Here is a 24877-nt window from a genome sequence, read left to right on the forward strand (position 1 = left end):
TTCTATCCGGTTTATTTAGGTCAGCAACCACGGACTCGATGTTACTATGCGTATTGAACGGAATGAATCAATGCCTCCTAGCCAATATGGCCGCAAAGAGTGGACCGATTGTATGGAGAGGATTAAGCAGCACGACAAGGATGCATATGCGTTGGTATTTCGCTTTTATGCGCCGAAATTAAGGTCCTTTGTCTTTAAGTTTGTGCACTCGGATCAGGTCGCAGCAGAGTTAGTTCAAGATGTGATGGCAGTTGTGTGGCAGAAAGCACATCTTTTCGATGGATCGAAGAGCGCCCTTTCAACTTGGATTTTTACTATCGCTCGCAATCATTGTTTCGACGTTATTCGCAAGCAGAAAGGGCAAGAAGCCTACCTGTTTGCCGACGATATCTGGCCAACAGAATACTGTCCTCCCGATTTAGTTGAGCATTACGCTCCCGAGCATGAAAGGTTGAAAGAGCAGGTTTTGCAAAAACTGACTCTGCTACCTCAGGCTCAGCAAGATATTGTGAAAGCAGTATTTATTGACGAAATGCCGCAACAGCAAGTTGCTGACCTTTTCAATATACCTTTAGGTACCGTTAAATCTCGGTTACGTCTCGCAGTAGAAAAGCTGCGTGTAGCGATAGATGTGGAGCAATTATGAGTCATCATCCTTCAATAGACATGCTTGAAGCCTACGCGCTCGGGCAATTGGATATCGGGCATAGTATCGCTGTATCGGCGCATCTTGAGTTTTGTCCAGCTTGTCGCAGTCAATTGTTTCGGTTAGAGGAACTCGCAGGCCAGCAATTGCATAGTTTACCTGAGTCAGAGCCTTATGGCTTAGATACGGATGCTAATGACGCTGCCAGTGGACATTGGGACGATATGCTGGAGAAGATTACCGAAATGCCCCAGATTAGCGCTAGACCGACATCTCCAGCGCTACTTTGCTCCCCTAAAGTGGACATAGATGGTGTTAGTTTACGGGTTCCCAAAGCGTTACATCACTTACTAAAGAGCCAACCGGAATGGCGTAGTTATGCAGGCAAGGTGTACAGTTTGCCCTTGCATAATGAAGAGTCTAGCCGTGTGAATTTACTCTACATCGGACAAAATGTGTTGGTACCGCAGCACACCCATAAAGGCACAGAGGCAACCTTGGTATTGCATGGTGGTTTTAGTGACGAAGACGGTGAGTATCATGCTGGGGACTTCATACTACGCGACGCAAGTATCAGGCATTCGCCGAAAACGGCGGTGGGGCAGAATTGCTTATGCCTAACTGTGTTGACAGATAGCATGGTATTTACTCAAGGGATAGCAAGACTATTTAACCTGTTTGGTCGTGGGGTCTATCCTTAAATCCCGCAGAGGGGGACCGGTTTTGTCCCCCTACTCAAGTGCAGCAACGATTGCTCACCCACTTTGTTTAACTGCCATCTAACGGTTTTTAGGTTAGTGCTAGGTCGTTAATCATCTCTTTGTTTGGCTTTGTCGAGTAACGCATCGAAGTAGTGTCTCAAGCTATAGAGCATGATAAGACTCGGGATCACCATAATCGCTGTGAGAACAAAGAACAGTGACCAGTCATTGAGATACTCTGCTAATTGTCCGCTAAACGAAGAGAGTGTCGTTCGACTAAAATTCCCTAACGATGCCAATAGCGCATATTGGGTAGCAGAGAACGCTTGTCCGGTCAAAAGAGTAAGGAAAGAAACAAAAGCGACTGTGGAGAACGCTGTGGTGAAATTGTCCGTTATTATAGCAGCAAGCAGTATATGTTCATTGGGTCCAACTTGTGCCAACCAAGCAAACATCAAATTGCTCGCAGACATCGCAATGCCGCCTACTATCAAGCCGCGCACAATACCAAAACGGACATTGACCATACTGCCCACAAAGGTAAACAGCATGGTAATACCCCAGCCGAGCAGTTTGGAATAATAGCCAATTTGTTCGTTACTAAAGCCCACTTCTTTATAGAATGCGATAGACATTCTGCCTAAGAAAGCTTCACCGATTTTAAACAGAAAAACGAATAACAGCAGAGTTAATGCTACTTGGGGCCCGTTGCGGCGGAAAAAATCCGCGAAAGGTTCAACGACGGTGACTGACCACCAAGTCATTATCGGACCATTCATGTTTTTGCGATAACGCTGTTCTGCCTGTTGTTGCAATTGTTCACGATGATTGTTCGGCTCTTTTACCAGTAAGGTGAAGACCATTAATATCACTACAATGGCAGCCATGCCGTAAAAGACAGAGTTCCAACCAGAGCTGTCGGCATTAATAAAGGCCAAATATCCTGGCAGAGAATAGCCTGTCCACCAACCAATTACTGCCATCGCAGATGCTTGAGGTAACTTGCTCTCTTCAGATTTAGCAAAACTATCGATACGAAACGCATCAATGGCAATATCTTGCGTAGCTGAGGCGGTGGCGATTAAAAACGCCAGTGCCGAAGCTTGCCAAATATGAGCAGCAGGGTTGACTCCTGCTAACAGCAGTGTGCCAATAAAAATCAGAATTTGGCAGACAAAAATCCAACTGCGGCGCTGACCAAGCCAGCGATAGAAGATAGGAATTTTTACTCGGTCGACAAGGGGGGCCCAACAGAAGTTAATGGCATAAACTGCAAAAACACTACCAAAATAGCCGATAGCGGCTAGGCTAAGTCCTGCATCTTTTAACCAGCCTGACATGCTGGAGCCAATTAGTACCCAAGGAAAGCCGCTTGAGCAGCCGAGCATAAATACCCATAGTAAACGGCGGTCAAGGTAACTTTGAATCGTTTCTCGCCAAGAAGTTGCGTGGTGATGGGGCATAGTACATCCTTGATAAACAAAAGCTCCAAATCAATGGAGCTTTTGTCAAAGTGGTTCTTAACTACTTCAGTTTTTCAGCACATAAATGTCTAAAAACTTATGTATAAAAAGCTAGGGTGTCAGGGTTACTTTGCTTATGACAATCGGTGTTACGGGAACATCCTGCATGAAACCAACATTATGTGTTGGTTTGGTTGCCATTTTTTGAATAACATCAAAGCCTTTAGTTACTTTACCAAATACGGCATAACCTGGATTCTGACGGCTAAAGTTCAGAAAATCATTATCTTTTAAGTTAATGAAGAACTGGCGTGTAGCCGAATCTGGATTATTGGTTCTTGCCATTGCAATCGTTGCAGTGTCATTACGTAACCCATTATAGGCTTCATTCTTAATTGGTAACTCAGTGTTCAGCGTCTTTAGATTGGCATCAAAGCCGCCACCTTGTGCCATAAAACCTGGAATCACTCGGTGAAATTGGCTACCAACATAACTACCATCTTTCACATAGTGCAGAAAGTTAGCCACGGTGATTGGCGCCTTTTCTTGGTTTAACTCAACAGTAAACGCACCAAGATTGGTCTCAAACGTTACTTGGGGCGCGGACCAAACTGTTGAGCTAACTAGAGCAATTAATGCTATCCACCACTTACCCATGGAAGCGTTCCTTCATATAGTTTTGTAGCTCAGAGTCATTAGCGATCTCTTTCAAAACGTTATTAACCACATCGTTAAATACCATTTGCACGTCTTGAATATTGGCGCTTAATGCAGCAGTGCGTTTTGCCGTTCCCGTGTAGGTTTTTACTAGGCGACCTTGCGGGGTTTCGGCTGTCAGTTGAATGACCACTTTGGCATCCATCTGATTTTCCATGATGGAGTGTTTCACATTTACTAATGCTTGTTCTACTTGAACGGTTATGCTGTTTTCACTGTTGACTGTGACATTGAAACCTTGAGAACCAAATTGTTCAGCGAGAGCGTTCTCTAGTGCGATACGCACGTTTTGATTGGCATGAATCGGTTCAATGTGATTACGACCGCTATCAACTAAAGCAACGTATTGAGCTGATCGCACATCTTTACTCGTTAGGGTAAAAGAAGCGTTCTTTACGATGTCTGCGTTGCTGATGACAGCTTTAGGCATGAAGTTAACTTGCTCTTGTTGTGGAGCTGCACAAGCGGTCAGTAAGGCGATGGACGCCGCGAGAACCAATTTTTTCATGGTCAATTCCTTTCTTTGTTTTAGCATCAGATGCTTAGCCTTTGATAGCTTCTAAGATAACAAACTTTTGATTGCCTGCGACAGTCTTAACATGCGACTTGCCGAATAAGCGTGATAATTTTAAGTCATACCGTAGGTGACGATTACCGATCACCAGCAACTTGCCACCTTTTTTCAGTACATGTTTAGCATCACAGAACATTTGCCATGCAATGTGATCTGTAATCGCCTGTTGTTGATGAAACGGAGGGTTACACAATACCAACTCAGTCATCCCTGCAGCGAATTGTTCGAGGCAGTTATTGGCAACGCATTCTATTGAACGGTCATTTCCCAAATTGGCGATAAGATTCAGCCTCGCTGATTCCACCGCCATATAACTTTCATCAACACAGGTAATAGCCGCCTGAGGATTTAGTTGCCCCATTTTTACTGAAAGAACGCCGTTTCCACATCCCAAGTCAATAAAATGCGCTAAGTCTGGAAGGGTTGGCAAATGTTCCAACAAAAAACGTGCTCCCTGATCCAGATTTTCTCCCGAATAGACATTGGGAAGGTTGTTCAGTTCAATCTGACTATCAGTAACTTGCCAAGTGGTATTGGGGCTGACATTGAGAACTGGCTCACAATCGGCTGTACTAAATACCAAACGATGTTTCTTCCACGCCAAAGAGGTCGTCGTTGTGCCCAAATATCGACTAAATAGATTGAGTGTTGACGTATGAATCTCTTTGGCCTTATTTACGGCAATAATCGGAACCTGAATATCAATAGATTGACGTAATTGGCTTAATTGCCATGTTAAATGACGATTATTGCGTGGAATCTGCATTAAAACCAAATCCACTTTATTAGGTATAGCATCCATTGTGGTGAGTAATGTCACCGCAGGGCAATGATTTTGCTGTAAGTTATGCTTTATACCTTTATGAGCGAGGAACGAATCGCTCATGACCGTTACTTGGTGTTTACCGGAAAACCAACAGCTTAGGGCACCAAATTGATCGTTGAGAATTAAAATATTTAATCCATCAGGCAGTTCCATCTCTTCAATGTGGTTAATGAGATATTCATCGCCAGCATCCCATGCTTGCAATGTCTCGTTGCTGCGTACCGGGTAGCGGTGCAATGTCAGCGTTTGATGATGTAACGAAAGCTCAATATTCATAATTACGATGAGTTAACTGATGGAAACGCTATTGTCGCAAATGGTGAAAGAACAAGAAACCAAAACCTTTCTCTTCTGCCAGCTTGAGAGTTACACTGTGGAGGTTTATACCCAAGTAACCGCATCTTGAGGTCATTTGGGTATATTAAAGATTAATCGTCCACATGCAGATGTGACAAGGATACAATATGATTCAAGAAGTGATTGAAACAAAACTCCATAATGAGTTTTCACCTCAATATCTCAGTGTGGTTAACGAAAGCTACATGCACAATGTGCCACCCGGGGCTGAAAGTCATTTTAAAGTGGTTGTAGTGAGTGACAAGTTTGAGAATTTGCGATTAATCGCTCGTCATCGCTTAGTAAATCAAGCATTGGCTGAAGAGTTAGCTAATCATATTCATGCATTGGCGATCCATACCTATACACCTGACGAGTGGAAAGAACGTTCCTCAGGCAGTCCTGATAGTCCTATGTGTGTTGGTGGTCACTAATTCCACTATTTGGCTCAAATAATAAGCAAAGAGCGTTTTTTTGAGCAATAATGTAACAGGTTTTAAACAACTCAAATCAATATTTACATGGTGAATTATTGTTCGGGTTTATATTGACCCTTATGACCTTATTCATGATGTGGATAATTTTTACTGTGCGATGTATCAAATAGCAAATGATTTATCAGTAAAAGCGGAAGATTAATAATGATTTTCGCGCTAAATCTGATGATCCGGAATGGCATCAAGTTCGTAAAAAATGCTAAACTATCGCACCTGATAAATCTTGACTCTTAAATGTGACAAGGTTTTTAAAAGGATGTTGCGACTTTGATGATACGTATAACATCAAAGCGGACACTGATAATGTCGTGTCTAGGGGGCGTCAATCATCGAAAGTCTCTAATCAGAACGATTTCTGGCAAATCGAGAATGATATGCGCCTCAAATTTGCGCAATTAAAGAATCTTTTTCCCGATAAAAAAGTAGTGCAAGTGCGTATGATTACAATAAAAAAGGGTTTGGACCTTCCTATTTCTGGAACTCCTTCCCAGGTGATTAATGATGGTAAAGCCATCAAAAAAGTCGCCTTGCTTGGCGAAGAGTATGTTGGCATGCGTCCAACAATGCATGTTCGCGTAGGTGATGTAGTGAAAAAAGGTCAGGTACTTTTTGAAGACAAAAAGAACCTTGGCGTGAAATTTACTGCACCAGCTAGCGGTACTGTGTCTGAAATCAACCGTGGTGCAAAACGTGTTCTTCAATCTGTTGTGATTGAAGTAGCAGGTGATGACCAAGTTGAATTCAACAAGTTCGAAGCCAACCAAATTGCAAGTCTTGATCGTGAAGCGGTCAAAACTCAATTGGTGGATTCTGGCCTTTGGACTGCATTGCGTACTCGTCCGTTCAGCAAGGTACCAGCAATTGATTCCAACACTAAAGCGATTTTTGTAACTGCAATGGATACCAATCCTCTTGCAGCGGAGCCTAGTGTCGTTATCAATGAACAATCTGACGCTTTCAAAGCAGGTTTAGACATTCTTTCAGTTCTAACTGAAGGTAAAGTGTACGTTTGTAAAAAAGGTACAAGTCTACCTCGTGCGACTCAGTCAAACGTTGAAGAACATGTTTTTGATGGTCCTCACCCAGCAGGTCTTCCTGGCACTCACATGCATTTCCTTTTCCCTGTAAATGCAGACAATGTGGCATGGTCTATCAACTACCAAGACGTGATTGCGTTCGGTAAGTTGTTCCTAACTGGTGAATTGAGCACAGAACGTGTTATTTCTCTTGCTGGCCCAGTTGTAAATAATCCTCGTCTAATTCGTACTGTTGTAGGTGCGAGCCTTGAAGAAATTTTGGATAACGAAATTATGCCTGGCGAAGTTCGAGTGATTTCTGGTTCTGTACTTTCTGGTACACATGCAACTGGCCCACATGCATACCTTGGCCGTTACCATCTTCAAGTTTCAGTATTGCGTGAAGGCCGTGACAAAGAGTTTCTTGGCTGGGCATTACCAGGTAAGAACAAGTTCTCAGTCACTCGCTCTTTCTTAAGCCACATGTTTAAAGGTCAGTTGTTCAACATGACAACAACGACTGGTGGTAGCGAACGTTCAATGGTGCCAATCGGTAGTTACGAGAAAGTAATGCCGCTAGACATGGAGCCTACATTATTGCTGCGTGATCTTTGTGCCGGTGACTCTGATAGCGCTGTGCGCTTAGGGGCTCTAGAACTGGATGAAGAAGATCTAGCATTATGTACCTTTGTATGTCCTGGTAAATACGAGTACGGCGCGTTACTTCGTGAGTGCCTGGATAAGATTGAGAAAGAAGGGTAATTTCATGGGCCTTAAAAAGTTTCTTGAGGATATCGAGCATCACTTTGAACCAGGCGGTAAATATGAAATGTGGTTTGCGCTTTACGAAGCTGCAGCGACCATTTTCTATACTCCTGGTCAAGTGACAAACAAAAGCTCGCACGTCCGTGATGCCGTTGACCTAAAACGCATCATGATCATGGTTTGGCTAGCTGTTTTCCCTGCCATGTTCTTCGGTATGTACAACGCTGGTGGTCAAGCCATCGCTGCTTTGCATCACATGTATGCAGGTGACCAATTCACTTCAATTGTGAATGGCAACTGGCACTACTGGTTCACCGAAATGATCGGTGGCACTTTGGGTGCAGATGCAGGGTGGGGCAGCAAAATGCTGCTTGGCGCTACTTACTTCCTACCTATCTATGCGACGGTATTTATCGTTGGTGGTTTCTGGGAAGTATTGTTCTGTATGGTTCGTAAGCACGAAGTTAACGAAGGTTTCTTTGTTACTTCAATCCTGTTTGCATTGATCGTTCCACCAACACTACCTCTATGGCAAGCAGCGCTAGGTATTACCTTCGGTGTGGTTGTTGCTAAAGAAGTATTCGGTGGTACTGGTCGTAACTTCTTGAACCCTGCATTGGCTGGCCGTGCTTTCCTATTCTTCGCTTACCCAGGTCAAATCTCGGGTGACTTAGTATGGACTGCAGCGGATGGTTTCTCTGGTGCAACTGCTCTTAGCCAATGGGCTCAAGGTGGCGGCGGTTCACTAGTGAACGCTGCAACTGGTCAAACAATCACTTGGATGGATGCATTCCTAGGTAACATCCCTGGATCAATCGGTGAAACTTCAACACTGGCTCTTTTGATCGGTGCTGCACTGATTGTTTACATGGGTATTGCTTCATGGCGCATCATCGGCGGTGTAATGATCGGTATGATCGCACTGTCTACTCTATTTAATGTGATTGGTTCAGACACTAACGCAATGTTCAATATGCCTTGGCATTGGCACCTAGTTCTTGGTGGCTTCGCATTTGGTATGTTCTTCATGGCGACAGACCCAGTTTCTGCTTCTTTCACTAATAAAGGTAAATGGGCTTACGGCATTCTAATCGGCGCAATGTGTGTGTTGGTTCGTGTGGTTAACCCTGCATACCCAGAAGGCATGATGTTAGCGATCTTGTTCTCTAACCTATTTGCTCCTCTGTTCGACCACGTAGTTGTCGAAAGAAACATCAAACGGAGACTAGCGCGCTATGGCAAGTAATAACGATAGCATTAAAAAAACGCTGTTTGTTGTTATCGTGTTGAGCCTTGTGTGCTCAATCATCGTATCGGTAGCGGCAGTCAGCCTGCGTGATAAACAACAACTGAATGCGAAGCTAGATAAACAAAGCAAGATTCTAGATGTGTCAGGCATTGATTTATCTAAAGGTAAGATCCCTGATCTTTACGCACAGTATATCGAACCAAAACTATTGGATTTCTCAACTGGCGACCTAGTTGATGAGACTAAAGATGGTGTTTCAGCGGCAGATTACGACCAACGTGCTGCAGCGGGCAACGCAAAACAGTCTATCAAACTGAAAGCAGAAGACGATCCAGCGAAAATCATCAACCGTGCAAATTATGGTCTTGTTTACCTAGTGAAGAATGGTGATGAAGTTTCTCGTATGATTCTACCAATTCACGGTAATGGTCTATGGTCTATGATGTACGCGTTTGTCGCAGTTGAAATGGACGCGAACACAGTAGACGGCATCATTTACTACGAACAAGGTGAAACTCCAGGATTGGGTGGTGAAGTTGAGAACCCACAATGGCGTGCTCAATTTGTTGGTAAAAAACTGTTTGATGAAAACGGTAAGCCTGCAATTCGTATCGTAAAAGGTGGCGCTCCATCAGGTTCTGAACATGGTGTTGATGCTCTATCTGGTGCAACACTAACTAGTAATGGGGTTCAAAACCAATTCAATTTCTGGTTAGGCGATATGGGCTATGGTCCATTCCTAGCAAAAGTTCGTGACGGAGGTCTGAACTAATGTCTAGTGCAAAAAGTCTTAAAAAGAGCTTGTTAGAGCCGGTATTGGATAACAACCCAATTGCACTTCAAGTGTTGGGTGTGTGTTCTGCTCTTGCTGTAACAACTAAACTAGAAACAGCGTTTGTAATGACAATTGCGGTTATGTTTGTAACTGCGTTTTCTAACTTCTTTGTTTCTTTGATTCGTAACCACATTCCTGGCAGCGTACGTATCATCGTTCAGATGGCTATTATCGCTTCTTTGGTAATCGTGGTAGACCAAATTCTGCGAGCTTACGTTTACGACGTTTCAAAACAGCTTTCGGTATTCGTTGGTCTGATCATTACTAACTGTATCGTAATGGGTCGTGCAGAAGCATTTGCTATGAAATCTGCGCCAATCCCATCATTTATTGATGGTATTGCAAACGGTCTAGGTTACGGTTTCGTATTGGTCACTGTTGGTTTCTTCCGTGAGCTTCTGGGTTCAGGCAAACTTTTCGGTATGGAAGTTCTGCCTCTAGTGAAAGACGGCGGTTGGTATCAGCCAAATGGTTTGATGCTACTTGCTCCGTCAGCTTTCTTCCTAATCGGCTTCCTGATTTGGGCGATTCGTACGTTCAAACCTGAACAAGTAGAAGCGAAGGAGTAAGGTAGTCATGGAACATTATATTAGTTTGCTAGTTAGATCGATTTTTATCGAGAACATGGCGCTGTCTTTCTTCTTGGGTATGTGTACATTCCTTGCTGTATCAAAGAAAGTTAAGACTTCATTCGGTCTAGGTATCGCGGTAACTGTGGTACTTACCATTGCTGTTCCGGTAAACAACCTAGTTTACAACTTGTTGCTTAAGCCAGGTGCACTAGGCGAAGGTATCGACCTAAGCTTCCTTAACTTTATTACTTTCATCGGTGTTATTGCAGCGTTAGTACAGATTCTTGAAATGATTCTGGACCGCTTCTTCCCACCGTTGTACAACGCGTTAGGTATCTTCCTACCTTTGATCACAGTTAACTGTGCAATCTTCGGTGGCGTATCTTTCATGGTACAACGTGACTACAACTTCGGTGAATCGGTTGTCTACGGCTTTGGCTCAGGTTTGGGCTGGATGCTAGCAATCGTTGCTCTTGCAGGTATCCGTGAGAAAATGAAGTACTCAGACGTACCTCCTGGTCTGCGTGGTCTAGGTATTACCTTTATCACTGCTGGTCTAATGGCGATTGGCTTTATGTCTTTCTCTGGTGTTCAACTGTAAGTCGGGTAAACCGCAACAATTAAGGAATAGTCAATGGACGTTATTCTTCTTGGTGTAGTGATGTTTACTCTGATTGTACTGGTATTGGTATTAGTGATTCTATTCGCTAAATCAAAACTGGTTCCAACAGGTGACATTACAATCTCTATCAACGGCGATCCTGAAAAATCGTTCGTTACTCAACCAGGCGGTAAGCTACTGAGTGCTCTTGCTGGTGCAGGCGTATTCGTATCTTCAGCTTGTGGTGGCGGTGGCTCTTGTGGTCAGTGTCGCGTAAAAGTTAAATCTGGCGGTGGTGACATTCTACCTACAGAGCTTGATCACATTACTAAAGGTGAAGCTCGCGAAGGTGAACGTCTATCTTGTCAAGTTGCAGTGAAAACTGATATGGAACTTGAATTGCCAGAAGAGATCTTTGGTGTGAAAAAATGGGAATGTACTGTTATCTCTAACGATAACAAAGCAACCTTCATCAAAGAACTTAAGCTGCAAATTCCTGATGGCGAATCTGTACCTTTCCGTGCAGGTGGTTACATTCAGATTGAAGCTCCAGCGCACCACGTAAAATACTCAGACTTTGATGTACCTGAGAAATTCCGTGAAGACTGGGATAAATTCAATCTGTTCCGCTATGAGTCAAAAGTAGATGAGCCTATCATCCGTGCTTACTCAATGGCTAACTACCCAGAAGAACACGGTATCATCATGCTTAACGTGCGTATCGCGACTCCGCCACCACGTAACCCTGATGTACCGCCAGGTCAAATGTCTTCTTACATCTGGTCACTAAAAGAAGGTGATAAGTGTACGATTTCTGGCCCATTTGGTGAGTTCTTCGCGAAAGATACTGACGCAGAAATGGTATTTATCGGTGGTGGTGCAGGTATGGCTCCTATGCGTTCTCATATCTTCGACCAGCTAAAACGTCTAGATTCGAAACGTAAGATTTCATTCTGGTACGGTGCTCGTTCAACTCGCGAAATGTTCTATGTTGAAGACTTCGATACGCTAGCAGCTGAACACGATAACTTCACATGGCACGTAGCTCTGTCTGATCCAACTCCAGAAGATAACTGGGATGGTTACACAGGCTTCATCCACAACGTTGTGTACGAAAACTACCTACGTGATCATGAAGCACCAGAAGATTGTGAATACTACATGTGTGGTCCACCAATCATGAACGCTTCTGTTATCAACATGCTACATAACCTAGGTGTTGAAGACGAAAACATTCTATTGGATGACTTCGGTGGTTAATCTCCGGTCTCTAAGCTGAATGATGGCTGGCTTCCATAGGAAGTCAGCCATTCTTTCGTTTAAGGCTGCGCTATTATTTTATGCATTGTGCTTTCTTTCGCGGAAAGCTGAGCTGTGATAGGAAAGGCAAACGATGCTTTCTCTATCCCAGTTTATTAAAGGTGAGTATGTGAAATACCTCTTCGTCTTGTTCTCATGTTTGGTTTTTTTAGCCGGTTGTGGCCGTCAAGTTGAACAAGTGCATTTAAGTGGTCCTACTATGGGGACGACTTATAATGTGAAATATCTGGTTGCAGAAACATCACCTGATGCAGCGGTATTGCAGCAAGGGATCGATAAGATCCTTGTTCAAGTGAACGATCAAATGTCGACGTATCGCAAAGATTCAGAATTGAGTCGCTTTAATCAGACTCATGATACTGAACCGTTTATCCTGTCAAAGGAAACGGCAACCGTAGTGAAAGAAGCGCTGCGGTTGAATAAGCTAACATTAGGTAAGCTGGATGTGACGGTCGGCCCTTTAGTGAATTTATGGGGTTTTGGTCCGGAGGGGAGACCCGATAAAGTGCCTTCTGCCAAGGCACTAGCAGATCGTCGAGCTGAGGTCGGTATTTCACATCTGACATTAGATGGTGTGCAACTTAGCAAAGACATCCCTAATTTGTATGTCGATTTATCGACGATTGCCAAAGGTTGGGGAGTCGACCAAGTGGCCGATTATCTCGAACAATCAGGTATAGACAACTATATGGTTGAGATCGGTGGAGAAATTCGACTTAAAGGTCTTAACCGTGATGGTGTAAAATGGCGTATAGCAATTGAAAAGCCAGTGGCGAATGAACGTAGTGTTCAGGAAATTATTAGCCCTGGAACGATGGCCATGGCAACATCGGGCGATTACCGTAATTACTTTGAACAAGATGGTATTCGATATTCCCATATTATCGACCCTGACACCGGAAAACCGATTAATAATCGAGTGGTGTCAGTTACGGTATTGCATCCATCTTGTATGACTGCCGATGGCTTAGCCACGGGATTAATGGTTTTAGGCGATGAGCAAGGAATGGCCATTGCTAAGCAACATCACTTAGCGGTGATGATGATTGTGAAAACGGATACAGGATTCGAAGAAAAAGTTTCAGAGGCTTTTCGCCCTTATCTGAAAAAGCAGTAAATAAGTGAGCAGATTATTATGAGTACATTTTTGATTACATTTGCCATCTTTGTCTGTGTGATTGCAGCAATGGCAGTAGGTTATATCTTCCAGAAAAAAGTAGTACGTGGTAGCTGTGGTGGTTTAGGTGCCGTAGGTATCGAGAAAGTGTGTAACTGCCCAGAGCCGTGTGATGCACGCAAACGTCGCGAAGCGAAAGCCGCCAAACGTGCAGCATTGGTTGCGGAATGGGAAAAGGATCGTATTGCCTAACTTAACTTATAACTGAGATAGGTAATAAAACCGGGTTGATGTTAATTGCTTACGAGTAAATTACGTCCCCGGTTTTTTGCTAAATAGAGCCGACTATCTGCAAGGGTGAGCAGTTGATTGATGTCGCTATCATCCCCCTGAGCGGTTCCGATGCTGATGGTAACTCGAATTGAGTTGTCTAAATAGGGAATGGTTGTTTTCTCTATTCTTTGCCTTAGATTGTCGAGCCGTTGGATAAAATCATCATAGGTGCCGAAAAACTGAACACAAAATTCTTCGCCACCAAATCTTGCCACGACGGAGTCGGAAAAGTAGAGGTTTAGTATGTGAGCCACCGAGGTGAGTACTTTATCGCCACCATCATGACCCCAAGTATCGTTCACTTTTTTAAAATGGTCGATGTCCATCATGGCAACATGACAGCTGTGTTTGGTTTGCTCTTTGTATTGATTAAAAAAGTAGCGCCGATTCCACAATCCGGTTAATGCATCTTGGTTAGCCAGTCGAAACAGTTCGTTATTCGCTTCTTTCATATCCAATAGCTGGTGGACTCGGCAGTAAAATTCTTCTTGATTAAAGGGTTTGTTTAAGAAGTCATTAGCTCCCGCTTTAAGAAAGCGGGCCGTCATGGTTTTATCTTCAGAGCTTGATACGCCTAAGATGGCTAATTCGTTTTTACTGACGGACTGGCGAATTTCACGAATCATCTCTATGCCGTCTTTGTGAGGCATGTCATGGTCGGTAATTATAATGCTAATATCTTTATTTTCTTGAAGTTTTTTTAGTGCATCATTGCCATCAATTGCCGTTGTTGTACGAATATATTGATGTTCAAGAAGTTGTGAAACATGGCGACGAACGGTTTTGGAATCATCTACAACAAGTGCATGATGATTTTGATTGTTAAATAATCGTTTCATCATAGGAATGATGTAAGACACTGAACTCATGCTGTCCTTGAGTATATAATCTAATACTCCTCTGGCGATGCAGCGTTCACGCACTTTTTCATTGAATGTGGCGGTAAGTACTACGACTTTTTGTTTCGTAGCAAGCACTAGGTCGATCACTTCTCCATCTTGAGCGTCAGGTAAGCAGTAATCTAGTACTGCACAGAAAAAGGTATGGCCCTGAGATATGATGTGTTTCGCTTCTGCCAAGGATTCTGCGCAAATGACCTCATAGCCAATTTGAGATAGCTGGTTAAATAGGTAGTTACGAAAAGCTCTACTGTCCTCTACAACTAGAATTTTATGATTCAAGTCACCACCCTTGTTCCCACGCGCTTGTCGGTTATTTAACTATAAAAAGAATAGATCTAAATTTGAGAAACGCCTCTTTATTCCCGAATTAAGTGTCTGTTTTGCGATAATTGTGTATACTGTTTTTACATACAGTGTATTTGAGCTGAAGATGTGAGCACAGAACGACTAAAAAAAATTATTCATATCGATATGGATTGTTTTTATGCAGCAGTTGAAATGCGTGATCACCCTGAATACCGTGGGCGGCCTCTGGCTGTCGGTGGTAGTGAGAAGCAGCGTGGCGTCTTAAGTACCTGTAATTATGAAGCGCGTCAATTTGGATTGCACTCGGCAATGCCTACCGCACAAGCCCTTAAATTGTGCCCCAACCTTTTGCTTGTACCTGGACGTATGCAGGTTTACAAATCTGTATCTCGTCAGATTCATGCTATTTTTCAACGTTATACCTCAATTATTGAGCCTTTATCCCTTGATGAGGCGTTTCTTGACGTTACAGATAGCCATTTATGTCATGGCAGTGCCACATTGATTGCAGAAGCAATTCGGCGTGATATTTGGCAAGAGCTGAATCTCACGGCTTCAGCTGGTGTTGCTCCAGTGAAGTTTCTAGCTAAAGTGGCTTCGGATATGAATAAACCGAACGGTCAGTTTGTTGTTCCCCCTGATAACGTTCAAGACGTGGTCGATAAACTGCCGCTGGGGAAAATACCCGGAGTAGGCAAGGTGAGTCTAGAAAAGCTCAATCGTGCCGGGTTTTATTTATGTGAAGATATCAAAAATAGTGATTATCGAGATTTGTTGATTAAATTTGGCCGCTTAGGTGAGTCATTATGGAAGAAAAGCCACGGCGTTGATCGTCGAGAAGTGATTGTTGAGAGAGAACGTAAGTCTGTTGGTGTTGAACGTACGTTTAGCCACAATATCTCTAGTTATGAAGAGTGCTGGCAGGTGATTGAACGAAAGTTATTTCCAGAACTTGACCAACGGCTAACTAAAGCTTGCCCTGAAAGAGCGATTATCAAGCAAGGTATCAAGGTGAAGTTTGCCGACTTTCAACTTACAACTATCGAGCATATTCATCCCCAGTTGGAGCTTAGTGATTTTAAAGGGTTGCTCCGTGAGGTGTTGCGACGTCAACAGGGACGGGAGATTCGTTTGCTCGGACTATCTGTCATGCTCAAACCTGAAGCTCCTGGAGAGCAACTTAGCTTTTTTTAATTTGCAGTGAAATTAAGTACACTGGTAATTAAACACAGTTACTTGTTTTTAAGAGAGAAAATGATGAGACCAATACTCTTTATCGTGACCCTACTGACTTGTACTTCTGCGCTGGCTTCCCAGTGTCGAGTTGATATTAAGAATGAAGTACATATCAGAAATGACCAAGTAGAGATTCATCGTGCCGATGGTCAAATAGCGACACTAGCTGCTGATAATCAGTTACAGATAGACGGTCAATCGGTTGCTCTTAATTCAGAACAAGCGTCTGCTATGGGGCGGTTTCGCCAAAGTATGAGTGATAGTGTTCCTAAGGTGAAACAGGTCATTACTGATGGGTTGGCGATGGCGGATTCTGTCATCGATGATTTGTCTGCCAGTATGGGAGAGCCTGGTGCATTTGATAATTTAAAGGAGGGGGTTCGCTCCTATGCACAAGACTGGGAGGGTCGTTACTATAAAAACGGCGAGTTCGTGTTACCGGCCAGCAGTTATGAACAAATGAAGCAACAGTGGACGGGAGAGTTTGAAAAGGCCAAGGTCTTTTTTAGCCGAGAATTTATGACTAATGCTTTCAATACCATAGCGCAAAGTATGAAAGAAGAGGGGGGATTTAATCTCACCAAATTAAATGATTTGATGGCGAAACTCAAAACGTCGATGGCTGATCACTTAAAAGCGCATCAAAAAGAGCTGAATAAAAAGCGTGCAGAGCTATGTGATTCACTCGATAACATGGTTGAGCAAGAAAAGTCTTTGCATAACAAGATTCCACAACTCAAAGATTATCAAGTCTTTACTATTTAAGCTCATTAAGCTCAAACATTTCAATCATGATAAGGCGCTGTTTAACAGCGCCTTATCAGTTTTTATCGAGGCAAGTGGTTGTTTGGTTGAATTAAAGGATAAAAAACAATCAGAGAGAGTGGGGGTGATATAATTGTTTACTGTTTGGCTTTTTATTGGTTCACATCACTTAAATTCATTGATTAATTAGTGGAATTAATTTACTGTACTAGCCAACTAGTTCGTAAGTATTTGTGAGTGGTAATGGCACAGTCAGCATCTCGAGAGACATTCGGTTCTCGTCTTGGATTTATTCTTTCTGCCGCAGGCGCAGCGGTAGGCTTAGGTAATATTTGGGGATTCCCTACTCAAGCTGCTAGTAATGGTGGCGGCGCATTTTTGCTGGTGTATTTAGTACTCATTTTAGTTGTAGCTTATCCTATGCTAGTTGTTGAGATGGCGATTGGCCGCTATGGACAAGCAAACCCAGTTGATAGTATGCGCTCACTAACTGATAACGCACTGGCAAAAAAAGCAGGGAGTGCGGTTGGCTGGTTAGGCTTAAGTGTACCTAGTGCTGTATTGGCATTTTATAGTATCGTTGGTGGATGGATAATCTGTTATATGCTGGGAGCGATAACTGATCTTGCTGGTTTAGATCAGATGACCCAGTGGCTCAAGGGCTTTAGTGTCGAACGTAACCTGTTTGGTACGGTACTGTTTTATGTGTTTACGATTTTAATCGTCCAAGGTGGCGTGAAAGATGGGATCGAAAAATGGTCCACTCGATTGATGCCAGCTCTATTTGTACTGTTTGGTGTGATGTTTATTTACATCATGATGCAGCAGGGTGCAATGGATGGTTTGCGTCATTACTTGATTCCTGATTTTTCAAAAATTTGGGACAAAAAATTGATACTGGCAGCGATGGGACAAGGCTTTTTCTCATTGACTATCGGTGGCTGTTCAATGCTGATTTATGGCTCGTATTTAAGTAAAAAAGAGAACTTACCGAAGATGGCGATGAATGTGACGTTAGTTGATACTTCGGTTGCGTTTATTGCAGGGTTAGTTGTGTTACCGGCCATGTTTGTTGCGATGAATAAAGGTGTACCAATTTATGCAGCTGATGGTGCGCTACTGAGTTCGGATACGCTTGTATTTCGCGTGTTACCCATGCTATTTGATAGCCTAGGCATACTTGGTGAAGTCTTTGCTGTCGTGTTCTTCTTACTGCTGACTATCGCAGCATTAACGTCGTCTATTTCTATGCTGGAATGCCCAGTTGCGTTGGTGGGAGAACGTTTTCAAACTAAACGTACACCAACTGCATGGGTGCTAGGCTTGATTATCGCTTTGTTTAGTATTGTTATCGTTTACCACTTTGAAACCTTATTTGGTTTGGTTGCGATGGTTGCAACGCAATACTTGCAACCCTTTACGGCTCTGCTGTTCTGCTTATTTGGTGGCTGGGTATGGAGAAGTAATGCGAAATTTAATGAGCTTTCTCTAGGATTTGATGAGTTCCGTAATAGCTTGTTTGGAAAAATCTGGCCTTGGTATATTCGTTTGGTCTGTCCGTTATTAGTTGCGGCTATTATTTGGGCCTCATTTAGCTAACCAGCAGAAGAGCAAGTGCTATATAGACCATGATGACAAAAAGCCCCTCAAATTTGCGGGGCTTTTTGTATTGATAAGGTTAAGGTTGGGTAGATTGAAGATACCCAGTAGTCAGCGGCTCTAACTCCATATCACTAATATCTTCGATAAACTCTTCAACAAGCTGCTCAACAATCTCATCATCTTGAGAGAAATAGGCAATGTTAAATACCGCATCGCCTTCGTTAACTAAAGGTAGGGTTTGCTGGCCGATGATGACTCCACCTTTGTTGGCTCTGAGTTCTTCTTTTATCTTACCGAGAGGTGAGTTGACGTAGGCAAGGGTCTGTCCTTTCTCTACTTTGTCACCTAGGGAAACTAAGGTTCGTAGGATGCCATCCGTTTCAGCACGAGCCCAACTGGTGGATTTTGCAATGATGGTGGTCGGTGTCTTCTTACGGCTCTTTCTCAGCATATTCACCGCTTGCATGGTTCTTAGTATGCCCATGACACCGGCGTGAATTGCAATAGGATCGAAACGTAGTGCTTCACCCGCTTCATAGGTGAGAACTGTGATACCACACTTTTCTGCTTCACTACGAAGTGAGCCGCCACGCAATGGCGAATCTAATGTCACTGGTGTCGCGAAGGCTTGGGCAATGCGTAACGTTTCTGGCGTGCTCAAATCAGCACGAATTTGCGGCAAATTGGTTCGGTGAATTGCGCCAGTATGTAGGTCGATAATGTAATTACAGCGAGTGACGACTTGCGAGAAAAAGGTGTGGGCCATGCGTGAGGCAAGGGAGCCTTTTTCACTGCCGGGAAAGCTGCGGTTTAAGTCGCGTCGGTCTGGTAAGTAACGTGACTTATGAATAAAGCCAAATACGTTAACAATAGGAACCGCGATAAGTGTGCCTTTTAACTTATTCTCATCAATAGAGTTAATCAGTTGTCGAACGATTTCTACTCCATTGAGTTCATCCCCATGGATTGCGGCATTGACCATCATCACAGGGCCTTCATAGGCACCATTAATGATTTCTATTGGAATAGACAAAGGAGAGTGGGTATAAAGCTTGGCGGCTTCAAGTTCTATTACAGCTCGGCCAGCTGGGGGAACGGATTCCCCCAGAAGATTAAAAGCGACGTTTTTTCTTACTTTTTTAACCTTTTCCACGTGTTTTTGTCCTTTTGCTTGCCGCATTCTTCTCGATAAATTCGATGATCATGCCGGCAATATCTTTCCCTGTTGCGGCTTCTATGCCTTCAAGACCAGGAGATGAATTGACTTCCATGACAAGTGGGCCGCGTTCTGAGCGCAGCAAATCAACACCCGCCACATTCAGTCCCATTGCTTTTGCTGCTTCAATTGCAGTTTTGCGTTCTTGAGGGGTGATTTTTATTAATGATGCGGTACCACCTCTATGAAGATTAGACCGAAATTCGCCTTCTGCACCTTGTCGTTTCATCGCCGCGATCACTTTATCACCGATAACAAAGCAGCGAATGTCGGCACCACCTGCTTCTTTGATGTATTCCTGCACCATGATGTTCGCTTTTAGGCCCATAAAGGCTTCAATCACGCTTTCTGCTGCAGTTCGGGTTTCAGCAAGAACAACCCCGATACCTTGGGTGCCTTCAAGTAGCTTTATCACTACAGGAGCACCGCCTACCATATCTAGCAGATCCTTTACATCGTCAGGTTTGCTGGCAAAGCCAGTAATTGGCATGCCAATACCTTTGCGCGATAGTAGCTGCATTGAGCGTAACTTATCACGAGAGCGGCTAATCGCAACGGATTCATTCACCGGATACACGCCCATCATTTCGAATTGACGCAATACCGCCGTGCCATAAAAAGTTACCGAAGCGCCAATACGCGGAATAATGGCATCAATATCTATCAGCTCTTCACCTTTAAAGTGAATTTGTGGCTTATCTGAGTTGATGTTCATGTAACAGCGTAGAGCATCGATTACCTTTACTTCATGGCCACGTTGCTGGCAAGCTTCTATCAGGCGTCGGGTCGAATAGAGCGAGCCGTTGCGCGACAGAATACCAATTTTCATTGTTCAGTTTCCTCAAATGGGATTAAAAATGATTCAACAGGATCAACTACGATACGATGGTGCATGGCTGTACGACCAAGCAGCATACGAAATGCCATGTTTTCTCTGTTAGTTAGGGTAATTTCAGCTAGCCAAGTTTGGCCGCCGATACAGATATCGGTGCGAATAACGTAACGCTTTTCCTCATGTCCACCAGAGTCACGCACTACGCGTTCATCAACGATAGGGGCTTCACACTCTGTGACCACTTCATCATTATGTTGTTTCGGGTGGATCCAAAAACGTACCCAAGGCGCTTCATCACGTTCAAATGTCTCCACACGAAAAGCGTGTAAACAGGAGGTGCGAGCACCAGTGTCGATTTTAGCGTTAATCTTAATAATGCCTAAGCCAGGAAGGCTGAGGGTTTCTCGCCATCCGACAATCATTTTATCTGTCATCATAATGTCTTTCGTTGGAGAGTTTGAAATTCATCTTTGGAGCAGCGAGTTAATATTACGCTGTCAGGAGAGGCATCGGTGCATGAGTTCGACTCGAAGCCTTGAGGGGGCGAACTCTAGCAGTTGATACTTTGCTGTTGCCAATGAAAAATATCATTCGTATCGACAAAATTTATTAATCATTCTCAAGAAATTTTTCAATCAATAGAAGCACAGCTTATTGGCAAAATATGACCACTCAATGACGCCCACTCAGCCAGACCAAAAAAAAGTCGAATCCAAGGATTCGACTTTTAAGCTTAGGCTTTCGTTGGGATATTTTCTAGTAAACTGAGCATTTGTTGCCAGAATAATTCCACAGTATCAATTTTGACTTTCTCATCTGGTGAGTGAGGGAACTTGATGGTTGGGCCAAAAGAGATCATATCCATTTCAGGGTATGGCTTTTTGAATAGACCACATTCAAGACCTGCGTGGATCACCATGATGTTAGGCTTGTGACCATAGATCCCTTCATACATATCACGGAAGATGTGCATGATGGCTGAGTCTGCATCGGGTTTCCAACCTGGGTAAGCGTTAGCGAATTCAATCTCCGCTCCAGCTAATTGAGCTACAGAAGTCAGCATACCTTCGATTTGTTCACGGCCAGAGTCAATTAATGAGCGAATTAAGCACAATACGGTAACTTTATCTGCTTCCGTTGTTATTACACCTACGTTAAGAGATGTTTCCACTACGCCTTCTATTTCATCACTCATGCGCATTACGCCGTTAGGGCAGGCATTTAAACCAGCAATAAAGGTTTGTTGCGATGCACTTGAGAAAACGTCGAAAGAGCCAGAAACATCTTCATTAAATGTCACGATGTTGGTTTCGATTTTATTGAGTTCTTCTTGGATAAGAGAAGTGAATGCGCTAAATGCTTGATCAAGCGCTGGTAGGTTTTGTTCTGCAACCGCAACAGTGACGAAACCTTCACGAGGAATTGCATTGCGCAGGCTACCGCCACGAAAATCGATAAGGCGAAGATCCAAACCTTGAGTGTGGTCCGCTAGGAAGCGGCCTAGTAGTTTATTGGCGTTAGCACGACCGGTATGAATATCTGCACCAGAGTGACCGCCTTTTAAACCTTTTAGAATCAATTTACGGACGACGAAACCGGCAGGTAGCGCTTCACGTTGAATTGGGAACGTGAATGCACCGTCTACACCACCAGCACAACCCATGTAAACTTCGCCTTCGGTTTCTGAATCGGTATTAAGTAGGATGTCACCTTCTAACCAACCTTCTTTCAAACCAAATGCACCGGTCATGCCAGCTTCTTCATCGATAGTTAGCAGTACTTCAAGAGGGCCGTGTTTGATCTCTTTTGATGCCAAAACAGCAAGGCAGGTAGCCATGCCGATGCCATTATCAGCGCCTAGAGTGGTACCTTTTGCTGTTACCCACTCCCCATCAACATACGGTTGAATCGGATCTTTAGTAAAGTCGTGCTCGGTATCTTCATTTTTCTGAGGAACCATATCGATGTGTGCTTGTAGTACCACACCTTTACGATCTTCCATACCCGCAGTTGCTGGTTTCTTGATGATTACGTTACCAGTTTCATCACGACGAACGTCCAAGCCTTCACTGCTTGCCCAGTCAACAATATAAGAGGCTAGTTGCTCTTCATGTTTAGAAGGGTGAGGAATTGAACAGATCTTATCAAAGAACTGCCAAACAGGGGCTGGGGATAATAAGCTAATTTCAGAATGGAATTCAGACACGAATAACTCCTAGATGTGTAATCTTTCCTGATGCTCATCGTTATTTGAGACAACGTGGGATCAAGAGGGACAAATTTACCTCACAGCATATCACCCTAAGCGGATTCGGAGTAGCGTTTCAATGTGAACCGGTCGGATCTTGCTACGTTATTTATAGCTTTCTCCAATAGATCAGTTAGATGAGAAATGATCAATCTAACGAAATCACAGATGTTCTATTACGTAATTTCATCTGTTTTTTGTGCGCAATGTCTTTAAATATTCACTAATGTGTAATTTTATTACTTAATTTATTTGTTTTAAGTCAATAATAGAAAAAATTGTGATTTTTATCACCATGAGTATTGTAATAAATTTTCTTGGTGGTATATTTGTAACCAACTTCGATGTTGAAGTTAAATTGCTCAATGGACGAGTCTTGAAGATCCTTCTTAGGAAGATCAAAAAATCGGTTAGCAGTCAGGTTTTTTGGCGGATCTTGAAAGGTTTACCCAGTGGTGTTTGAGTGTCTGACGATGACATCACTGATCATTAGGTGCTGGTTATGTGACCAAACCTTGTGACTCGAACAGTTTGTTCACCCCTATTATTGGAATTCATTCGCAGTCCGTTTTGGGCTCACCATGATTCACCGCCATCTCACTATGAGGTGGCGTTTTTTTTGCCTAAAATTCGTGATATGTGCTTAGGGAATGAATAAAGCAGCTGAAAAGCTGCTTTATTTCTGTTGTTAGCGGGTATTCACTACTTAGTTAACGCTTGGAGCTGTTCTTTGACGATCTCTAAACCTTTTACAACCAGTTCTGATTCAATCGTTAGTGGTGGTAGGAAACGAATGACATTACCTTTCACGCCACAAGAAAGCAGAATGAGACCATTCTCATTACATGCTTTAACTAATTGTTTGGTTAAAGCTGCTAAAGGTTCCTTTGTTTCAGGATCGTTGAGCTCGATAGCCACCATAGCGCCTACTTGGCGAATGTCACCAATTTGTGGGATCACGCTTTGCATGCTTTCTAGCTGCTCTTTAAACAACAAACCAATGTGTTGGGCACGCTCAACCAGTTTTTCTTCTTTGATGATCTTCAATACTTCAACCGCTGCGGTACATGCGATCGCATTACCAGCATAAGTGCCGCCAATGCCGCCCGCTTGCGGGTGATCCATGATATCGGCTCGGCCTACCACTCCAGAGATAGGGAAGCCACCGCCAAGACCTTTTGCGATTGTGATCAAATCAGGAACCACATCGTAGTGTTCGCAAGCGAACATACGGCCAGTTCGGGCGAAACCACTTTGGATTTCGTCACAAATCATCACGATGCCATGTTGGTCACTCAATTCACGAATGGCTTTTACCCAAGATGCTGGCGCTTGATAGAAGCCTCCTTCCCCTTGAATCGGCTCAAAAATGATCGCTGCAATTTGGGTGGGTTCAATATCACAAGCAAACAGGTCATCAAAGGCGGCTAGGCTCTCTTCTTCCGTGACTCCGTGATACGCATTTGGGTAAGGCAAGTGATACACGTTATTTGGGAAAGGACCAAACCCAGCTTTATAAGGGTTCACTTTACCGGTTAGCCCCATACACATATTGGTACGGCCGTGGAACCCGCCTTTAAAAGCAATGACGCCAGGGCGACCAGTGAAATGGCGAGCAAATTTAATCGCGTTTTCTACTGCTTCAGAGCCTGTGGTTAAGAAAGCGGCTTTCTTTTCAAAATCACCCGGAGCGGCATCTACTACGCCTTCTCCTAACTCAACAAAACTGGTGTAAGGAACCACTGTTGAGCACGTGTGGCTAAAGTTTTCCAGTTGAGCTTTTACTGCTTCAACGATCCGAGGGTGGCTGTGACCCGTGTTGACGACGGCAATACCTGCTGCGAAATCGATGTACTCATTGCCTTCGATATCGGTAATGGTGGCATTTTTTGCTTTCGCTGCATAAACCGGGGCTAGGTTTGCTTCGCCTTTACAGATTACTTTTTCTTTACGGCTTTGCCATTCCTGATTCGTCATGATGTATGTCCTTATAAAAACGAGCTGAGGTATAAAAACCACCAAAGCAGAGGTATTGAGTATTCAAATATTCGTCGATGCCATAGAGCGCGCTTTTGCGCGATTTGTGAACGGACAATCCAATCGCTTTGATGAAGTTATGTTAGCGACAAAAAAGCAGGAGACTTAGTACCAGTTAGTAGAAAAAGGTAGTACCAGATAATACAAAAAGTCGGGAAAAGT

Annotated in this window: 24 protein-coding genes; 14 read left to right on the top strand and 10 right to left on the bottom strand. The window is 43.5% G+C overall.

Annotated elements, in window-relative coordinates; translation table 11 throughout:
• Positions 1–46: 46 nt before the first annotated feature.
• Both JCM16456_RS03160 and JCM16456_RS03165 read left to right on the top strand, forming a co-directional pair.
• Complete coding sequence (locus JCM16456_RS03160) at positions 47–646, top strand: sigma-70 family RNA polymerase sigma factor (RefSeq protein ID WP_408068372.1); 600 nt, start codon at positions 47–49, stop codon at positions 644–646.
• A complete protein-coding gene (locus JCM16456_RS03165; protein ID WP_068712291.1) occupies positions 643–1347 on the top strand; it encodes a ChrR family anti-sigma-E factor in 705 nt (234 codons plus the stop codon). Before JCM16456_RS03160 ends, JCM16456_RS03165 begins: the two co-directional genes overlap by 4 nt.
• A 107-nt stretch (positions 1348–1454) precedes the next feature.
• Here JCM16456_RS03165 and JCM16456_RS03170 read toward each other — a convergent pair whose 3' ends face one another.
• The 4 genes from JCM16456_RS03170 to JCM16456_RS03185 form a co-directional block, all read right to left on the bottom strand.
• Complete coding sequence (locus JCM16456_RS03170; protein ID WP_068712293.1) at positions 1455–2810, bottom strand: AmpG family muropeptide MFS transporter; 1356 nt, start codon at positions 2808–2810, stop codon at positions 1455–1457.
• Positions 2811–2921: 111 nt separating this feature from the next.
• Complete coding sequence (locus JCM16456_RS03175) at positions 2922–3467, bottom strand: peptidylprolyl isomerase (protein ID WP_068712295.1); 546 nt, start codon at positions 3465–3467, stop codon at positions 2922–2924.
• On the bottom strand, positions 3460–4035 hold the full coding sequence (locus JCM16456_RS03180) for a YajG family lipoprotein (RefSeq protein WP_068712297.1): 576 nt from the start codon (positions 4033–4035) through the stop codon (positions 3460–3462). Before JCM16456_RS03180 ends, JCM16456_RS03175 begins: the two co-directional genes overlap by 8 nt.
• A 34-nt stretch (positions 4036–4069) precedes the next feature.
• A complete protein-coding gene (locus JCM16456_RS03185; protein ID WP_068712299.1) occupies positions 4070–5203 on the bottom strand; it encodes a methyltransferase in 1134 nt (377 codons plus the stop codon).
• Between the two features lie 188 nt (positions 5204–5391).
• Here JCM16456_RS03185 and JCM16456_RS03190 point away from each other — a divergent pair, with 188 nt between their 5' ends.
• The 9 genes from JCM16456_RS03190 (at position 5392) to nqrM (ending at position 13487) form a co-directional block, all read left to right on the top strand.
• Positions 5392–5697 carry a BolA family protein gene (locus JCM16456_RS03190; RefSeq protein WP_068712301.1) on the top strand — a complete coding sequence of 102 codons (306 nt, stop codon included), beginning with the start codon at positions 5392–5394 and terminating at the stop codon, positions 5695–5697.
• Positions 5698–6197: 500 nt separating this feature from the next.
• Positions 6198–7538 (top strand): Na(+)-translocating NADH-quinone reductase subunit A, encoded by a 1341-nt coding sequence (locus JCM16456_RS03195; RefSeq protein WP_068715862.1) that lies wholly within the window; start codon positions 6198–6200, stop codon positions 7536–7538.
• A gap of 4 nt (positions 7539–7542) precedes the next feature.
• A complete protein-coding gene (locus JCM16456_RS03200; RefSeq protein WP_068712303.1) occupies positions 7543–8787 on the top strand; it encodes an NADH:ubiquinone reductase (Na(+)-transporting) subunit B in 1245 nt (414 codons plus the stop codon).
• The gene (locus tag JCM16456_RS03205) at positions 8777–9562 is read left to right on the top strand and encodes a Na(+)-translocating NADH-quinone reductase subunit C (RefSeq protein WP_068712305.1); all 786 of its coding nucleotides are present in this window, start codon (positions 8777–8779) and stop codon (positions 9560–9562) included. The genes JCM16456_RS03200 and JCM16456_RS03205 overlap by 11 nt, the downstream gene beginning before the upstream one ends.
• Complete coding sequence (locus tag JCM16456_RS03210; RefSeq protein ID WP_068712307.1) at positions 9562–10194, top strand: NADH:ubiquinone reductase (Na(+)-transporting) subunit D; 633 nt, start codon at positions 9562–9564, stop codon at positions 10192–10194. Before JCM16456_RS03205 ends, JCM16456_RS03210 begins: the two co-directional genes overlap by 1 nt.
• Positions 10195–10201: 7 nt before the next feature.
• The gene (gene nqrE / locus JCM16456_RS03215) at positions 10202–10798 is read left to right on the top strand and encodes an NADH:ubiquinone reductase (Na(+)-transporting) subunit E (protein ID WP_068712309.1); all 597 of its coding nucleotides are present in this window, start codon (positions 10202–10204) and stop codon (positions 10796–10798) included.
• Positions 10799–10831: 33 nt separating this feature from the next.
• Positions 10832–12058 (top strand): NADH:ubiquinone reductase (Na(+)-transporting) subunit F, encoded by a 1227-nt coding sequence (gene nqrF, locus JCM16456_RS03220; RefSeq protein WP_068712311.1) that lies wholly within the window; start codon positions 10832–10834, stop codon positions 12056–12058.
• Between the two features lie 169 nt (positions 12059–12227).
• Entirely contained in the window at positions 12228–13235 is a 1008-nt protein-coding gene (locus JCM16456_RS03225; protein WP_082712315.1) for an FAD:protein FMN transferase, read from the top strand.
• 18 nt (positions 13236–13253) lie between these two features.
• Entirely contained in the window at positions 13254–13487 is a 234-nt protein-coding gene (nqrM, locus tag JCM16456_RS03230) for a (Na+)-NQR maturation NqrM (protein WP_068712315.1), read from the top strand.
• A 41-nt stretch (positions 13488–13528) separates the two neighbouring features.
• Here nqrM and JCM16456_RS03235 read toward each other — a convergent pair whose 3' ends face one another.
• On the bottom strand, positions 13529–14749 hold the full coding sequence (locus tag JCM16456_RS03235; protein ID WP_068712317.1) for a GGDEF domain-containing response regulator: 1221 nt from the start codon (positions 14747–14749) through the stop codon (positions 13529–13531).
• A gap of 153 nt (positions 14750–14902) precedes the next feature.
• On the opposite strand from JCM16456_RS03235, the gene dinB reads away from it, so the two are divergent.
• From dinB to JCM16456_RS03250, 3 genes are all read left to right on the top strand, one after another.
• Positions 14903–15970: a DNA polymerase IV gene (gene dinB / locus JCM16456_RS03240; RefSeq protein WP_068712319.1), complete on the top strand. Its 1068-nt coding sequence runs from the start codon at positions 14903–14905 to the stop codon at positions 15968–15970.
• Between the two features lie 60 nt (positions 15971–16030).
• The gene (locus tag JCM16456_RS03245; RefSeq protein WP_068712321.1) at positions 16031–16777 is read left to right on the top strand and encodes a DUF2884 family protein; all 747 of its coding nucleotides are present in this window, start codon (positions 16031–16033) and stop codon (positions 16775–16777) included.
• 243 nt (positions 16778–17020) lie between these two features.
• Positions 17021–18376, top strand: coding sequence for a sodium-dependent transporter (locus JCM16456_RS03250; protein ID WP_068712323.1), 1356 nt, complete (start codon positions 17021–17023; stop codon positions 18374–18376).
• Between the two features lie 79 nt (positions 18377–18455).
• On the opposite strand, the gene JCM16456_RS03255 is transcribed toward JCM16456_RS03250, so the two are convergent.
• The 5 genes from JCM16456_RS03255 to gabT form a co-directional block, all read right to left on the bottom strand.
• Entirely contained in the window at positions 18456–19559 is a 1104-nt protein-coding gene (locus tag JCM16456_RS03255) for a succinylglutamate desuccinylase/aspartoacylase family protein (protein WP_068712325.1), read from the bottom strand.
• On the bottom strand, positions 19519–20424 hold the full coding sequence (gene rimK, locus JCM16456_RS03260; RefSeq protein WP_068712329.1) for a 30S ribosomal protein S6--L-glutamate ligase: 906 nt from the start codon (positions 20422–20424) through the stop codon (positions 19519–19521). Before rimK ends, JCM16456_RS03255 begins: the two co-directional genes overlap by 41 nt.
• Positions 20421–20864: an ATP-dependent zinc protease family protein gene (locus tag JCM16456_RS03265; protein WP_068715864.1), complete on the bottom strand. Its 444-nt coding sequence runs from the start codon at positions 20862–20864 to the stop codon at positions 20421–20423. The genes rimK and JCM16456_RS03265 overlap by 4 nt, the downstream gene beginning before the upstream one ends.
• Positions 20865–21163: 299 nt before the next feature.
• Complete coding sequence (locus JCM16456_RS03270; protein ID WP_068712331.1) at positions 21164–22636, bottom strand: aminoacyl-histidine dipeptidase; 1473 nt, start codon at positions 22634–22636, stop codon at positions 21164–21166.
• Positions 22637–23380: 744 nt separating this feature from the next.
• A complete protein-coding gene (gabT, locus tag JCM16456_RS03280) occupies positions 23381–24655 on the bottom strand; it encodes a 4-aminobutyrate--2-oxoglutarate transaminase (protein WP_068712335.1) in 1275 nt (424 codons plus the stop codon).
• Between the last annotated feature and the right edge of the window lie 222 nt (positions 24656–24877).

The organism is Vibrio tritonius (assembly GCF_001547935.1).
Taxonomy (GTDB): Bacteria; Pseudomonadota; Gammaproteobacteria; order Enterobacterales; family Vibrionaceae; genus Vibrio; species Vibrio tritonius.

Coding starts and splice junctions, on each gene's coding strand:
- gabT (WP_068712335.1), bottom strand. CDS start 24,655: ATGACGAATCAGGAATGGCAAAGCCGTAAAGAAAAAGTAATCTGTAAA.
- nqrE (WP_068712309.1), top strand. CDS start 10,202: ATGGAACATTATATTAGTTTGCTAGTTAGATCGATTTTTATCGAGAAC.
- JCM16456_RS03205 (WP_068712305.1), top strand. CDS start 8,777: ATGGCAAGTAATAACGATAGCATTAAAAAAACGCTGTTTGTTGTTATC.
- JCM16456_RS03170 (WP_068712293.1), bottom strand. CDS start 2,810: ATGCCCCATCACCACGCAACTTCTTGGCGAGAAACGATTCAAAGTTAC.
- JCM16456_RS03250 (WP_068712323.1), top strand. CDS start 17,021: ATGGCACAGTCAGCATCTCGAGAGACATTCGGTTCTCGTCTTGGATTT.
- nqrM (WP_068712315.1), top strand. CDS start 13,254: ATGAGTACATTTTTGATTACATTTGCCATCTTTGTCTGTGTGATTGCA.
- rimK (WP_068712329.1), bottom strand. CDS start 20,424: ATGAAAATTGGTATTCTGTCGCGCAACGGCTCGCTCTATTCGACCCGA.
- JCM16456_RS03210 (WP_068712307.1), top strand. CDS start 9,562: ATGTCTAGTGCAAAAAGTCTTAAAAAGAGCTTGTTAGAGCCGGTATTG.
- JCM16456_RS03245 (WP_068712321.1), top strand. CDS start 16,031: ATGATGAGACCAATACTCTTTATCGTGACCCTACTGACTTGTACTTCT.
- JCM16456_RS03265 (WP_068715864.1), bottom strand. CDS start 20,864: ATGACAGATAAAATGATTGTCGGATGGCGAGAAACCCTCAGCCTTCCT.
- JCM16456_RS03255 (WP_068712325.1), bottom strand. CDS start 19,559: ATGCGGCAAGCAAAAGGACAAAAACACGTGGAAAAGGTTAAAAAAGTA.
- JCM16456_RS03195 (WP_068715862.1), top strand. CDS start 6,198: ATGATTACAATAAAAAAGGGTTTGGACCTTCCTATTTCTGGAACTCCT.
- JCM16456_RS03160 (WP_408068372.1), top strand. CDS start 47: ATGCGTATTGAACGGAATGAATCAATGCCTCCTAGCCAATATGGCCGC.
- JCM16456_RS03200 (WP_068712303.1), top strand. CDS start 7,543: ATGGGCCTTAAAAAGTTTCTTGAGGATATCGAGCATCACTTTGAACCA.
- JCM16456_RS03175 (WP_068712295.1), bottom strand. CDS start 3,467: ATGGGTAAGTGGTGGATAGCATTAATTGCTCTAGTTAGCTCAACAGTT.
- JCM16456_RS03185 (WP_068712299.1), bottom strand. CDS start 5,203: ATGAATATTGAGCTTTCGTTACATCATCAAACGCTGACATTGCACCGC.
- JCM16456_RS03180 (WP_068712297.1), bottom strand. CDS start 4,035: ATGAAAAAATTGGTTCTCGCGGCGTCCATCGCCTTACTGACCGCTTGT.
- JCM16456_RS03190 (WP_068712301.1), top strand. CDS start 5,392: ATGATTCAAGAAGTGATTGAAACAAAACTCCATAATGAGTTTTCACCT.
- JCM16456_RS03165 (WP_068712291.1), top strand. CDS start 643: ATGAGTCATCATCCTTCAATAGACATGCTTGAAGCCTACGCGCTCGGG.
- nqrF (WP_068712311.1), top strand. CDS start 10,832: ATGGACGTTATTCTTCTTGGTGTAGTGATGTTTACTCTGATTGTACTG.